Annotated in this window: 14 protein-coding genes; 11 read left to right on the forward strand and 3 right to left on the reverse strand. The window is 68.2% G+C overall.

Going from position 1 to position 12,574, the window contains the following annotated elements; all coding sequences use genetic code 11:
- The first annotated feature begins 168 nt into the window (after positions 1-168).
- The 4 genes from CVV72_RS05640 to CVV72_RS05655 all read left to right on the forward strand — a co-directional run bounded on the left by CVV72_RS05640 (position 169) and on the right by CVV72_RS05655 (position 4,076).
- Entirely contained in the window at positions 169-630 is a 462-nt protein-coding gene (locus CVV72_RS05640; protein ID WP_219151365.1) for a DUF6292 family protein, read from the forward strand.
- A gap of 392 nt (positions 631-1,022) precedes the next feature.
- A complete protein-coding gene (locus tag CVV72_RS05645; RefSeq protein ID WP_219151366.1) occupies positions 1,023-2,015 on the forward strand; it encodes a nitroreductase in 993 nt (330 codons plus the stop codon).
- A gap of 42 nt (positions 2,016-2,057) precedes the next feature.
- Positions 2,058-2,978, forward strand: coding sequence for a universal stress protein (locus CVV72_RS05650; protein WP_219151367.1), 921 nt, complete (start codon positions 2,058-2,060; stop codon positions 2,976-2,978).
- Between the two features lie 192 nt (positions 2,979-3,170).
- Positions 3,171-4,076: a universal stress protein gene (locus tag CVV72_RS05655; protein ID WP_219151368.1), complete on the forward strand. Its 906-nt coding sequence runs from the start codon at positions 3,171-3,173 to the stop codon at positions 4,074-4,076.
- Positions 4,077-4,182: 106 nt separating this feature from the next.
- Here the strand turns inward: CVV72_RS05655 and CVV72_RS05660 are convergent, their stop codons facing one another.
- Both CVV72_RS05660 and CVV72_RS05665 read right to left on the reverse strand, forming a co-directional pair.
- Positions 4,183-4,689, reverse strand: coding sequence for a hypothetical protein (locus CVV72_RS05660; protein ID WP_219151369.1), 507 nt, complete (start codon positions 4,687-4,689; stop codon positions 4,183-4,185).
- 530 nt (positions 4,690-5,219) lie between these two features.
- Positions 5,220-5,966, reverse strand: coding sequence for a helix-turn-helix domain-containing protein (locus CVV72_RS05665; protein ID WP_219151370.1), 747 nt, complete (start codon positions 5,964-5,966; stop codon positions 5,220-5,222).
- 196 nt (positions 5,967-6,162) lie between these two features.
- Between CVV72_RS05665 and CVV72_RS05670 the strand changes: the two genes are divergently transcribed.
- From CVV72_RS05670 to CVV72_RS05700, 7 genes are all read left to right on the forward strand, one after another.
- A complete protein-coding gene (locus CVV72_RS05670; RefSeq protein ID WP_219151371.1) occupies positions 6,163-7,305 on the forward strand; it encodes a serine hydrolase in 1,143 nt (380 codons plus the stop codon).
- Positions 7,306-7,554: 249 nt separating this feature from the next.
- Positions 7,555-7,845: a hypothetical protein gene (locus tag CVV72_RS05675; RefSeq protein WP_219151372.1), complete on the forward strand. Its 291-nt coding sequence runs from the start codon at positions 7,555-7,557 to the stop codon at positions 7,843-7,845.
- A gap of 178 nt (positions 7,846-8,023) precedes the next feature.
- Positions 8,024-8,302 (forward strand): hypothetical protein, encoded by a 279-nt coding sequence (locus CVV72_RS05680; RefSeq protein ID WP_219151373.1) that lies wholly within the window; start codon positions 8,024-8,026, stop codon positions 8,300-8,302.
- Complete coding sequence (locus tag CVV72_RS05685) at positions 8,302-9,669, forward strand: WXG100 family type VII secretion target (RefSeq protein WP_219151374.1); 1,368 nt, start codon at positions 8,302-8,304, stop codon at positions 9,667-9,669. Before CVV72_RS05680 ends, CVV72_RS05685 begins: the two co-directional genes overlap by 1 nt.
- Positions 9,666-9,953, forward strand: coding sequence for a hypothetical protein (locus CVV72_RS05690; RefSeq protein WP_219151375.1), 288 nt, complete (start codon positions 9,666-9,668; stop codon positions 9,951-9,953). The genes CVV72_RS05685 and CVV72_RS05690 overlap by 4 nt, the downstream gene beginning before the upstream one ends.
- Positions 9,954-9,996: 43 nt before the next feature.
- Positions 9,997-10,698: a hypothetical protein gene (locus tag CVV72_RS05695; RefSeq protein WP_219151376.1), complete on the forward strand. Its 702-nt coding sequence runs from the start codon at positions 9,997-9,999 to the stop codon at positions 10,696-10,698.
- Between the two features lie 66 nt (positions 10,699-10,764).
- Positions 10,765-11,511, forward strand: coding sequence for a polysaccharide deacetylase family protein (locus CVV72_RS05700; protein WP_219151377.1), 747 nt, complete (start codon positions 10,765-10,767; stop codon positions 11,509-11,511).
- Here CVV72_RS05700 and CVV72_RS05705 read toward each other — a convergent pair.
- The gene (locus CVV72_RS05705; protein ID WP_219151378.1) at positions 11,474-12,550 is read right to left on the reverse strand and encodes a sensor histidine kinase; all 1,077 of its coding nucleotides are present in this window, start codon (positions 12,548-12,550) and stop codon (positions 11,474-11,476) included. The genes CVV72_RS05700 and CVV72_RS05705 overlap by 38 nt on opposite strands.
- Between the last annotated feature and the right edge of the window lie 24 nt (positions 12,551-12,574).

Below are 12,574 nucleotides of genomic sequence, written 5' to 3' on the forward strand. Positions count from 1 at the left end.
GCGCCGAAGAGGAAATGGTACACGGTGGTGATCCCGAACTGTCATCGGGGGACGAAAGTCCTTTCGCCGGGGGCCGTATGACGCCATCCCGTGACCGCCGGGAACTCGTACGGTCTGGGCCGAAAGGCCGGATCGAAGCGACCGGTCGACTTCCCGATCCGACGGAAGGTGATTCCCCTGCGTACCGGAATCGAAGCCGACAACGACCTGCGGTGCGGGCTGGCCGGTTACCTGACCGAGGTCAGTGCCGCGGTCGGGGTGGGGGCGGAGTCCTGCGCCGTGGACCTCGATCACCCCGCGTCGGCGTATGTCGCGCTGGACGCGCGGCTGCCGGGCCGTCCCGACCGGGACATGGCCCTGCTGTGGGACGCACGCCATGGCTGGGCTTTCGCCATGGAGACCCACTCGGGGGAAGACCTGCTGGTACTCGCCTACCTCGGCGGTGATCTCGTACCGCCGCCCGCCGACGTCGCCCGATTCGTGGCCGCGATCGAGTCCGTCGGCGGGCCGCTCGACGCGCCCGTCCCACCGGATCGACGGGCCGACCTCAGCGACTTGAAGGCGCGGCTCCTGCGGTATCGGCGCGACCTGTGGTCCGCCGGAGTGCCACCGCTGCGCCTGGCCGGGTGATCGCCCGCGAGGCTTATCGGTCGCCGAACAGTGTCGAACCGGGTCCCTTTCGAGTTCGGTGGCCAGGACTTGCTTGAGGACGAAGCGCGGTGAACAGCGCTTCGTCGTCGGCGTAGGACGTGAGCATCAGTCAGCGCAGGTCCGGCTGGGTCGAGAGCAGTTCCCGGCACAGTCGATGCCACTGCCGTCCGGAAGCCGGACACCGAGGCGGCTTCACCTCTCCGCGTGCCGCCGGGCCCGCGAATTCGACCGTACTCGTCCGTTTCCGTCCGGCACAACCGTCACACCGTCGTGGGGTACTTGGTCCTGGTGATCCGAGTCCTCCGAATCTGCTGCCGGTCCGCCGCGACGACGCATCGTGGGGAGGGTGGGAGTAGCAGGAGAGGATTGACATGGTCGGGCGAAGGCATCCGGAGCAGTGGTCGCCGACGGAACTGGAAGTTCTGGCGGGGGCGGTGCTGCGTGCGCCGTCGGTGCACAACATCCAGCCCTGGCGGCTGAACTTCGAGGACGGTTTGCTCGTCCTTGTCGAGCGCCGGGAGCTGGAGCTTCCCGAGCACGATCCGCAAGGTCGTGATCGCCTCCTGTCGTGTGGTGCCGCGCTGGCCAATCTGGAACTCGCCATCCGTGTGCTCGGCCACCGGGTTTACACCGCGGAGTTCCCCGACCCGGGCAGGCCCGAGGTGGTGGCCGCCGTAGAACCGGACGGGCCACTTTCACCCTCGGCCTCGGAGGTGAACCGATATGCCGCGATCAAGCGACGGCACAGCTATCGCCGCCGTTTCTCGGGAAGGTCGCTGACCAGGCACCAGATCGTGGGTCTCCGCCACGCCGCGGCCTCGAACGGCATCGAAGCCAGGCCGGTCCTCGACGAGATCGAGCTCGGCAGGGTCGCGGACCTGCTCGAGTTCGCCGCCGAGACCCATCAGCATGACCGGGCCTATCAGCGGGAGCTGTCACTGTGGACGCTTCGCGACGAAGGGTACCTGCACGGCACAGGCCTGGCATCGAGCGGGCGTCCCGCCGGATCGCTGCCGTGGGCGGGTTTGGTCCGTGAGTCGACGGCACTGCCGGATCGTGAGGTCCTCAAGCGGAGGCTCACCGAGGAGACGCTGCTGGCGTTCGTCACACCAGGTGATACCCGGCACGATCATCTTCGTGCCGGGCGGGCGTTGCAGCTGACCTGGCTCGACGCGGTCCACGAAGGACTCGTCGGGTCGGTTCTGACACAGCCACTGCATCTGCCCGAAGTACGAGCCGGCCTGTCCGAGGATTTGGAGCTTTCCGGCTTCCTGCAAGCACTCATGCGCTTCGGCTTCCCCTCGGGCGACGTTCCGCACTCCCCGCGACGCTCGATCGACGAACTGCTCGGCACCGGCTTCTGAACGGGTGCCGCCTCAACCACCTGTACATCGAGGAGAAGACTCATGAGCGGATTCCCCGACAAGGCCGTGATCGCGGGGGTCGACGGGATGGCGTCCTCGTTGACGGCCGTGCGCTGGGCCGCCGCCGAGGCCCGGCGTCGCCGTGTCGGGCTACGGCTCGTCCATGCCTTCGACAAGGACTCACTGGAGTATCCGAAGCCTTTGCCGACGCATGACGAACTCGCGGACATGGCGCGGATGCGGGGACAGCGTCTGCTCCGGAAGGCCCGGGAAGTCGTCAGGGAGGCTGAACCCTCCGTGGACGCTCAGCTGATTCTGCGTTACGAGAAGCCGGCGCAGGCGTTGCTGGCGATGTCGGAGGAAGCCGGCCTGCTGATGCTGGGCCCGGAAGAGATCCGTCCGCTCGGGCGGATGCTGGTCGGCTCGGTGTCGATCGGGCTCGCGGCGCACGCGAAGTGCCCGGTCGCGGTGGTGCGCCCCCATGCCGACGAGGAACACCCGCCCACTGAAGGCGCGGTCGTCGTCGGTATCGACGGCACCCGGACCAGTGAAGCCGCGCTGGCGCTGGCCTTCGAGGAGGCATCGTGGCGGCGAGCACCGCTGGTCGCTGTCCACACGTGGAACGGCGCTTTCCTCTCGGCCCTGTTCGAGGAAGCACGATGGACGCTCGACGTGCGCGAAATCGAGGAACGGGAGAGCGAGGTACTGGCCGAACGGCTCGCCGGTTGGCAGGAGAAACACCCCGACGTCACCGTGGAGCGGGTGGTCGTCCGCGGCCGTCCTGCCGATGAACTGCTCCGCCACGCAGACCGCGCGCAGCTGCTCGTCGTCGGCAGCCGGGGCAGGGGCGGAGTGGCCGGAATGCTGCTCGGTTCCACCAGCCAGCAGGTGCTGTCCTCTGCGCTGTGCCCGGTGATCGTCGCCCGTTCGCCGGAAGAAGATGGCCTCGCTGCGGCTCGATAGTCCACAAAGGAGTGGAAGGATCGGCCACCCGGGAGACTTCCTTGCCCGAATAGGGCCTTTCGGTCCTGTGTAGCGGATCGGTCGCCAGGGTAATCGGGACGTCGGGCTCTGCGCTTGGCGCGCCCGCGCGGCGAAGCTGGAACAGAACCGAGTCGCCGAAGAGATCGGCCGGGTGAGTGTCGAGGAGTGATCATGCGGTTGCCCGCTGAAGGAGCCATTGTGGCCGGGATCGACGGTTCGGGGTCGGCTCGGGCGGCGGCGATGTGGGCCGCCGATGAGGCCTTGCGGCGGGGATTGCCGCTGCGGCTTGTGCATGTGTACTCGGTTCCGGCGGTGAACACGCCCGGTGTGAGCATGCCGCGTGAAGCGGTCCGTGCGGGTTTTGAGAGCCGTGGCCACGAATGGCTCGCCGAAGCACGGGAAGAGGTGCTCGGCCGATATCCGGACCTCGTCGTCGAGACCGCGGCCCGCGAATGGAGCGCGGTGCCCGCGCTGGTGCAGGAATCCCTCCGCGCGACGATGGTGGTGCTGGGGTCACGGGGGCTGGGCGGGTTCACCGGGATGCTGGTCGGCTCGACCGCTGTCGCGCTGGCCCACCACGGCCACTGCCCGATCGTCGTCGCCAGGGGAAAGCAGCCGGACGGCGTGGTCCCGGTGGACGAGCCGGTCGTCGTGGGCACCGATGGCTCGCCGTCGAGCGCGGCGGCGCTCGCGTTCGCGTTCGACGAGGCACAGCAGCGGGAAACACGGCTCGTCGTCGTCCGGACCTGGTCGGTGATGGTCGACCACGGCGCCGTCCGCCCGCATTTCCTCGACGTCGATCCGGCTGAGATCGAGGCCGCGGAGCGCGCGGACGCCGAAGCGCAGATCGCGCCGTGGCAGGAGACGTACCCGGACGTCGAGGTGGAACTCGTCGTGCGCAAGGGGCGACCGGCGCGGACCCTGCTCGAGTTCAGCGAGAAGGCGAGCCTGCTCGTGGTCGGCAGCCGGGGGCGCGGCGGCTTCCAGGGCATGGTGCTCGGCTCGACCAGCCAGGCGCTGGTAGCGCACTCGGATTGCCCGGTCGCCGTCATCCGCCCCGCGGCCCCGCCGGAATGACCGCATACGGCTACGCGATCTGATGCCGAGGCCTGACCCCACGGTCACCTCGGAGACGACGGTCGAAGTGAGTTGTCAGGAGGAAGATCGATGAAGACCGCGGCGCTCAAGATGGTTCGCGGCAGTCGCATCGGTACCGGATGACCGGTGGGAGACGCTGCCGGACGCGGCTACGCCCGCTCGAAGACGAGGTCGAAGTCCTTACGCCAGGTCGATCCCTGATCCTCGGACGCTCCCAGCGACCGACGATCCGATCGGGCCCGACGTCGGCGATGAACCGCTGGAACAGGTCGGGGTCCTCACGGCTCAGGTTCCACTGCGAGCCGTCGAAGGTCATGTCGTAGACCCGGCAGACACCTCGTTCGTCGTGGTAGAGGGCGGTGTAGGCGTCGCGCGCGTCGCTGCGACCGAGAACCAAGACCATCTCACTCGTGGCCTTTCCGGCATCGCCCCCCATCGTCCAGCGGAAGACCACGAACGCGTCACCGAGCCACTCGATCGTCGCTGAGCCGGGCACCTCTTGGTCGGTCGGCTCCAGGAACCAAGCGTTTCGCAATGTCGTCTGCCACGATCCGACCAGGACGTCCAACTGCTCCATGGTCTCGTTGCGCATCGCTTCCTCCTTGACGTCGACGCTGGGTCGGCTCCCACTCGGCGGCGAACTCGCCGGTCAAAGGTTGTTCAGGAGTGGCCCAGTGATCCACCGGCACACGATAATGCCACCGCCCGCACGCTCATGCCGGGAAGCGGCCGTCATCGGGCCACCGATCTCCGGGAGCTCAAAGCACCGAAGTCGGCTTTCGGTGAGGCCGGATTCTCCTTGTGCGGCACCGATCGGCGTGTCGGAGGAGTGCTGGTTGCCACCACGGTCGCCGGAGCACCGCGTCACGAATGGACGATGCTCCGGCCGGACAGGATCCGGTCGCGTTCTGGGCCGGCAGGTGAGCAGTTGGACCGATGATGAGTCCGCATCCTTGCTGACCATCAGGTCGACGCCAACGTGGTGCGGTTGTGCTCGCTATCCCGGCCAAACATGCACCGACCTTGATTCGTCGCTGCGGACGGCGTGTCGTCAGGCCGGAAGCACATCGCCGGAGTTGGCTTCGCTCAACCCGACCCTGTCACCGACAACCGCCGCCGGCTTCAGTGCGGTGACACTTCGTCCTCGGGTTCGGTGGCCGGGTGGGTGGCGTAGACCTTGCGCCAGTGTTTGGCTGAGCGGGCCAGGTCGTCGCTGACGCGGTGGAGGAATTGGCTCATGTTCTCCAGTCGCTTACCGGCGGGGGTGGTGGCGCCGAGCCTTTGCGCGGCGGCCCGGCAGGCGGTGGCGATTTCGGTGTCGATAAGCGCGCTGGCCATGATCGCCTGAAACCATACGTCGTCGTCGACGACGTAGCGTTCCGCCCGCCGGTGGAGGTCGCGTTCGCGTCGGATGATTTCGATCGTCTCCAGGTAGCCGACGGCTTTGGAGACGGAGGCGGGGCTGACCTGCAGGCGGTGCACGAGTTCAGCCGCGGTGAGGCTGCCGCTGTCGGTGGTGAGCAGCGCGGCGAGCACCCGGGCCATCATCCGGGGGAGCCCGGTCCGGACGAATAGTTCGGTGCTGTGCGCGGCCACCGCGTTCACGATCCGCGGATCGCGCCCGCCGAGGTCGGCTCGTCCCGGTGACGAGGCGGGCGGAGTGCTCTTACGCCGGCGTGCTTGGTGAGTGCCGGCTCGGTGAGCTCGATCTGCGTGGTAGCCGTTCGGCCCGCCGTTGCGCATCACCTCGCGAGTCACGGTTGAGGTGGGTCGCCCGATGCGGCGGGCTATCGCGGCGTAGGTCAGCCCGTCGCGCAGTCCCGCGGCGATCTGCCGCCGGTCCTGCTGGGTGAGTCTTTCTCCAGCCATGTGTGCCCCTAGCTCGTCGACGTTGCGAACAGTTTAACGCAACGACGGCGTTGCATTAGCCTTCAGGCTCGCGCAACAATTCATGCCATTCTAGCTGCGCTTTTCGTTGTTGCTTCAGTAGAAGCTGATTGACGACTCTGTGTATGCAACGTAATTTTCAGAGTATCGGAAAGGCTCAAGAGCAAAGGAAGCAGACATGATTTCCTCTGATATTCAGCAGCTACTCGACTGGGCGGTGGCCGAGGCGGGCGTTCCCGGCATCGTCGCCGAGGTTCGCGACGACGGCGAAACCTGGTTCGGCGCGGCCGGAGTGGCTGACATCGAAACCGGTGCCCGGCGTCAGCCTGGGGAGTACATCCACGCCGGCAGCAGCGGCAAGGCTTTCACCGCCGCCACGATGCTGCGGCTGGAAGCCGAGGGAAGGCTCAGCCTCGAGGACACCGTGGAGAAGTGGCTGCCCGGCGTGATGAACGTCAACGGCTACGACGGCGACAAGGTCACCATCCGGCACCTGCTCGGCAACACCGCCGGACTGTTCTCCACCGGCCTCGCACCGGAGACGACGAACAACTATGCCACCCGGGCGAACCTGGAGCGGCATCGCTTCGACGTCTGGACCACCTCCGACCTGCTCAAGCTCGGGCTGTCCCAGCCGCCGATCGGAGAGCCCGGTGACCGCTTCAAATACGCCAATGGCGGCTACTACCTCGCCGGCGCGATCATCGAGAAGGTCACCGGCAACTCCTACGCCGACGCGGTCGAGCGCCTGGTCATCCGACCGCTCGGCCTGAACCACACCTACGTGCGGCCCGCCAAGGACCACGGATATCCGGACCCGCATCCCCAGGCGTACTCGTCGATGTTCCTCAAGGACGGGTCGGACCCGGCGTCGCTCACCCCGGAAAACTGGGTGGAACTGATGGAAGACCCCGCTACACCGCCCCTGAACGTCACCCAGTTCAACACTTCCTTGTTCTGGTCGGCGGGCAACGTCGTCTCCACCACCGGCGACCTGATCCGCTTCATCGACGCGATGGCGACCGGCAGCCTGTTTCCGCAAGCTCAGCATCGCGCGATGTGGACCACCGTCTCCACCGAGGGCAGCGGCTGGATACCCCACACCCACTACGGGCTCGGCGTGTTCGAGCTCGACAAAGCGGTGACCGGCGGGCGCACACTGCGCGGGATGGCCGGCGCGTTCTGGGGAACCGCCACCATGGCGGTGAGTACTCCTTCCGGCGACCGCGCGGTCGTCGTGCACACCAACACCGACTGGAGAGACTTCGACCTCGCCTTCAAGATCGTCGGCGCGGTGTTCGATATCTCAATCGTCGCGTAGAGCAACGACTTACCGCCGTTCGGACGACGCCGAACGCACGCTGCGCAGGGTGGTGAACTCCCACTGTTGTCGCCGAGATGGTCGCTCGACGCGTGTTCCCCGATGATGCCGGCCGTCTGGATACGACGACCGGACTCGCTCCCCGCGGTCGGCCACGACCTGCTTGACCACTTGGATATTCGTGGCCGGCGAATCACCCGAGACCCCGTGAGCCGGGAGGCGCGGGTGTACTGCGTCGACAGTTGGGGCATGCTGGACGGCGTGTCTTCTGCGGATGGGGAACGTGCGGACGTGGTGCCGCGTCGGCGGCGCGGTTGGCTGGTCGTGTACCTCGTGGGGCTTGCGGCTGTGTGCTATTTCGGCACGGTCGGGATCCACCACATGCTCGGTCGCGCGGACATCTGGTTCCACGGGCTCGCCGGACTGGGGCCGGTCATCGGCGTGATCGCCGTCGAGTGGTGGAAGCGACGACGTCGGCGTCGTCAAGCGGCTGGTCATGATCATGCCGCGACCCGTGGTGACCGAGACAACGCCGGTTAGCCCCGCCCGCGGGAGCCGCCTATCGGTGGACGCCGCACTCCCACACGAAGATGCTGACGGCTCGGCGCTTTCATGCGAATGAAAGCCGCGTGAAAGCCGCGTTCCTAACCTCTTTCGTGGGGCAGGGACGAGAGGGGATCGCGTGGGGTACGAAGTCGATCCAGCGAAGTTGCTGGAGGTGAGTGACGAGCTCGGAACCGTCGGCGCCGGGCTATGGTCGGTGAGCGGGCAGGTGGCGCACACCGTCGTGGTCCAGCTGGACTTCGGCGGTGACCGCTACCAGGGCCACGGTGCCGCGTACCTCGCCGCGAGCGGGGAGCTGGCGAGTGTCGCCGTCCGGCTGGTCGGTGAAATCGACGAGATCTCGCGCTTGCTGCGGGAGTCCGCCGGTGTCTACGGGGAGACCGAGTCGGACTTCGCGTCACGGCTCGACGGCCTGCGCGAGGTGGGCGACTGATGGCCTGGTGGGACGAGGCCAAGGCGAGGTACCGCCCGGCGGGGCCGAACGGCCAGGTGAGCCCGACCGACGAGGAGATCAAGGCGATCCTCGACGACCCCGAGGTCTCCGACGAGACGAAACGGGAGCTCATCGCCGCGTGGAGCTACGACTACGCGACGGGGTACATCTGGGGCGACGTCATCACCCAGGAACGGACCGGGTACGACCAGGACGCCGTGCCGGACGAGGTGAAGGAGTACATCGAGGAGTACGACGCCCAGGAGTACGTGGACAACTACGCCGCGAACGCCATCAACAACGGCGCGTTGAGCCAGGCGGTCAACGACGCCGCGACCATCGCGACGTACGGCGAGGAGAACCCCGGGGGCCCCGGCGCGCTGCCCGGGTCGGGCAACCCCGGCGCGGACATGCAGGCCGCGATCGACCAGGCGGAGAACGAGCGCAGGTACGCGGACGATCTGGAGGAGCAGCGCGAGGACGCCCGGCGGCTTCAGTCCTACGCGGACAACTTGAAGGCCGCCGGCAGCTCCGGCGCCGCGAACTCCGAGGAGATCTTCGACTCCGGCGAGATCGGACTGGACTTCTTCAAGCTGTTCTGGGGGAAGTACTGCCGGTACTCCAGCGGTGGATCCCGGGTGGGCGCCCGTGGTTCGGGCAATGGCGGCACGTCCTTGACCGGTAACCCGTTCGCGGACAAGTGGATCTTCAAGGCCCGGTACAACGAGCAGCGTGAGGTGGGGTTCCGGCGCATCGGTCTCCAGGCCGACCTGTACGCACAGGCGGTCGGCCGTCTCCAGCGCCACGTCGACGAACTCGTCACGGCCCAGGGCGGCCTGTTCGCCGAGTGGGAGGGGGAGGCCGCGGACGCCGCGTCGTCGCGCTACGACGACGCGGTGGGCCAGGCCAGGGCCTTGACGAAGGAGCTGGAAGACGCCGGCAAGGTGCTGAACGAGGTCCGCGGCGCGCTGGAGCAGATGTGCGTGATCAAGGCGCAGACCGTGAACGGCCTGTTCTCGGCGACCATCAACGGGATCGCGCCGGACATCGTCGATCGGCTGGTCACCGTCGCCAAGGGAGGGGCGAGCGACGAGGACATCCTTTATGTGGCCTCGCAATTCGGCATACCGGCCGACCAGGAGTGCCTGAACATCAGCGACGACGTCAAGGCCGAAGTCCAGCGGTCGGCGGCCGAATGGTGCGACGGCAATCTGGTGCCGGTGGTGGAGACGAAGGTCGAGGCCTTCTGGGACGTCTGCGACGCCACCGACGAGGGGTTCGAGGAGATCCTCGGCGTGATGCGGGAAATGCTCGAACAGGGCGCGCGGGCCGGTTCCGGTGGGCGGCGGGAGGTGATGCCGCGATGATCGGGGAGGAGCGCGTCGAGCGGATGCGCGCGCGGTTCGCGGACCGGATCGACGGCAACCGGGACCGGATCGCGGCCAGGGCCGAGCGGTGTTACGCGGCTGAGAAAGCAGGCGCGGAGAAATCCGCGGCGCTGACGCAACGCTGGCACAACCGCGTCGCCGCGATCCGGCGCAGGGCGGAGGACCGCCGCGACGCCTTCCCGCCACCGAGTTCACGACGGCCTCGGGAGTTCGACTTCGAGCCGGACTGGGACGACGATCCGGGCCCTCGGCGGCACCGGTAGCCCATCCTGCGACCGTCCTTTTCAGACAGACTCGAGGAGTTCGATGACTCAGCCCGGCCCGCCGGGGCGTCAGCCGTACCCGCAGCAGCAGCACTACCACCAGCAGAGCGCCGCCTGGCAGCCACCCTTGCCGCACAAGCGGAAGGCCGGCCCGCTGATCGCGGTGCTGGTCATCGTGCTGGTGGTCGTCCTCGGTGGCGGCGGGGTCTTGCTGTACTTCGGATTGAGCGATTCCGGCAAGGCGTCTCCGCGGGTGGACGCCTCCCAGGACCTGGAGAAGGCGCCGGGCGGATGCGCGGTCTTCACCGAGGCGGAGGTGGCGCCGTACATCCCCGGCCGGATGGACTTCAAACCGATTTCGGGCAGCACCTCGTCGGACAGGTCCGAGCAGGGCCAGTGCTCTTGGAACAACAACGACCACTACCTCAAGGACAAGGTCAGCCCGGCGTTCGTGATCGTCACCAGCTACGTCTTCCACGCCACGCGCGAGCAGTCGGGAGTGGACGCCGCGAAGGGGCACCTGAAACGCCGAGTGCCGAACGGAGGCGAGGTGGGTGTGCAGGGCGCCGAGGACGCCCTGCTGGTCCCTCTGGGGAAGACCGGCAACCAGGCGAAGGTCGCGGTGCGCTACCGCAATGTCGTCTACCACCTCGATTACCTCAACAAGACCGAGGGCGTCCAGGTCAGGAGCAGGCTGACCGAGCTGGCCGCCGTCGTCGTCGGCAAGGTGGTGCCCAAGGGCTGACCGGGAGCGAAGGTACTAGGACCTCCGCCGCTTCCGCCTTGGCGGGCGATCGGTCAGGGTGCCCGTATGCGCGTCCTTCCTGCTTCGCCGCGTGCCCGCAAGGCCGTGGTGCTCGGCCTGATCGCCGCCGTCGTGCTGGCGGCGTCGGCCTTCGGTCTCGATCGGCTGGTCAACGCCCGGACCTTCCAGTTCTACGGCGGCCTGACCCATCGGGTCGACGTGCCGGACAAGGTCGTGGCGCTCACCTTCGACGACGGGCCGGACCCGGCGGGTACCGCGGAACTCCTCGACGGCCTTGACGCGGCCGGGGTGCCCGCCACCTTCTATCTGACCGGACGGGAACTGGAGCGGCACCCGGACCTCGGCACACGGATCGCCGCCGCTGGCCACGAACTCGGCAACCACTCCTACTCTCACGAGCGGATGGTCTTCGTGTCAGCCGAAACGGTGGCCACCGAGATCGAGCGGACCGACGCCCTGATCCGCCGGACCGGCTACCGCGGCGAGATCACGTTCCGCCCGCCGAACGGCAAGAAACTGCTGGGCCTGCCGCGTTATCTCGCCGAGCATCGGCGGCGGACGATCATGTGGGACGTCGAACCGGACTCCTATCCCGAGGTGGCGGCCAGCGCCTCCGGCATCGCCGAGTACACCGCCGAGCAGGTCCGGCCGGGCTCGATCGTCCTGCTGCACGGGATGTACCAGAGCCGGACCACGACCAGGCAAGCGGTGGTCCCGCTGGTCGAAAGGTTGCGCGGGCTCGGCTATCGGTTCGTCACGGTGTCCGAGCTGCTGGCCCGGCGGCCGGGATGACCGCACGGACCACCCAGTGCCGCCCACGCGGGCCGAATTCCAGCCTGCCGCCGTGCTCGGCCAGCTCACCGGCGACGCTGGCCAGGCCGAAGCCGCCGCCACCCGGTCTCGTGGTGGCGGGCAGTTCGTTGCCGACCTCGACATGCACGTCGTCGTCGTGGCTCCGCACGGTGATCCGGACCCGCGTGCCGGGGCCGGCGTGCCTCAGCGCGTTGGTGGCCGCCTCGGCGATCACCCGCTCGGCCAGCGCTCCGGTCACCCCGTCCGGCACGCCGGTGGGTTCGTCCAGTACGAGACCGGCGGCGCGCAGCCGCGCGAGGAGCTCGGGCAGTTCGGTGGACGCGGGCGGCGGATGCTCGTCCTCGGCGAGGTCGCGGAGGGTCTGCCGGACCTCGGTGAGCGCGTCCCGGCCCGCGGTGAGGATCGTGTCCACGCGCTCGCGGGCCGGTTCGCTGAGATCTGCGGTCGCACGCAACGCCTCGGCTTGCACGAGCATCACCGTCGTGGTGTGGGCAAGGGTGTCGTGCAGCCGCCGCGCGGTGAGCTCGCGGCGTTCCGCGGCCGCGCTTTCCGCGCTGTGGCGGGCTTGCTGTTCGACGAGGCGGGCGCGATCGGCCACGTGCCGCCGCCGTTCCATGCCCATCGTCCACGCCACGCCGAAGGCCACCAGCGCCAGCAAAGTGCCGTCCACCAGGCCCTTGAACTCGCCCATCACCATCGCCACGGCGGCTGCCGCGCCGACCGCGAGCACCCGGTGCCCGGTACGGTTCGGCAGGGCGGCCACGGTGTAGAGCCCGAGCAGGACCGGCACGTAGGCCACGTTGCGAGCGGGCCCCAGGAGCAGCTGCGCCACGGTCGCCGCGGTGACGACCGCGAGCACGACGCCGGGTGCCCGCCGCCGCGCGGCCAGCGGCAGCAGCTGCGCGGCGGCGACGGCCACCGCCTGCCAGCTCTCCGTTCCCAGCCCGCTAACCGAGAACAGCAGTGCGACCAGCAGGATCATCCCGAGGTCCAAACGCGCGCGGAGATGATTGAGCACGTCCCGACAGTAGAGTGTGCGCCA

This window comes from Amycolatopsis sp. TNS106 (genome assembly GCF_019330265.1).
GTDB classification, from domain to species: domain Bacteria; phylum Actinomycetota; class Actinomycetes; order Mycobacteriales; family Pseudonocardiaceae; genus Amycolatopsis; species Amycolatopsis lurida.

Coding starts and splice junctions, on each gene's coding strand:
- CVV72_RS05670 (WP_219151371.1), top strand. CDS start 6,163: ATGATTTCCTCTGATATTCAGCAGCTACTCGACTGGGCGGTGGCCGAG.
- CVV72_RS05655 (WP_219151368.1), top strand. CDS start 3,171: ATGCGGTTGCCCGCTGAAGGAGCCATTGTGGCCGGGATCGACGGTTCG.
- CVV72_RS05660 (WP_219151369.1), bottom strand. CDS start 4,689: ATGCGCAACGAGACCATGGAGCAGTTGGACGTCCTGGTCGGATCGTGG.
- CVV72_RS05690 (WP_219151375.1), top strand. CDS start 9,666: ATGATCGGGGAGGAGCGCGTCGAGCGGATGCGCGCGCGGTTCGCGGAC.
- CVV72_RS05645 (WP_219151366.1), top strand. CDS start 1,023: ATGGTCGGGCGAAGGCATCCGGAGCAGTGGTCGCCGACGGAACTGGAA.
- CVV72_RS05700 (WP_219151377.1), top strand. CDS start 10,765: ATGCGCGTCCTTCCTGCTTCGCCGCGTGCCCGCAAGGCCGTGGTGCTC.
- CVV72_RS05675 (WP_219151372.1), top strand. CDS start 7,555: ATGCTGGACGGCGTGTCTTCTGCGGATGGGGAACGTGCGGACGTGGTG.
- CVV72_RS05650 (WP_219151367.1), top strand. CDS start 2,058: ATGAGCGGATTCCCCGACAAGGCCGTGATCGCGGGGGTCGACGGGATG.
- CVV72_RS05665 (WP_219151370.1), bottom strand. CDS start 5,966: ATGGCTGGAGAAAGACTCACCCAGCAGGACCGGCGGCAGATCGCCGCG.
- CVV72_RS05695 (WP_219151376.1), top strand. CDS start 9,997: ATGACTCAGCCCGGCCCGCCGGGGCGTCAGCCGTACCCGCAGCAGCAG.
- CVV72_RS05685 (WP_219151374.1), top strand. CDS start 8,302: ATGGCCTGGTGGGACGAGGCCAAGGCGAGGTACCGCCCGGCGGGGCCG.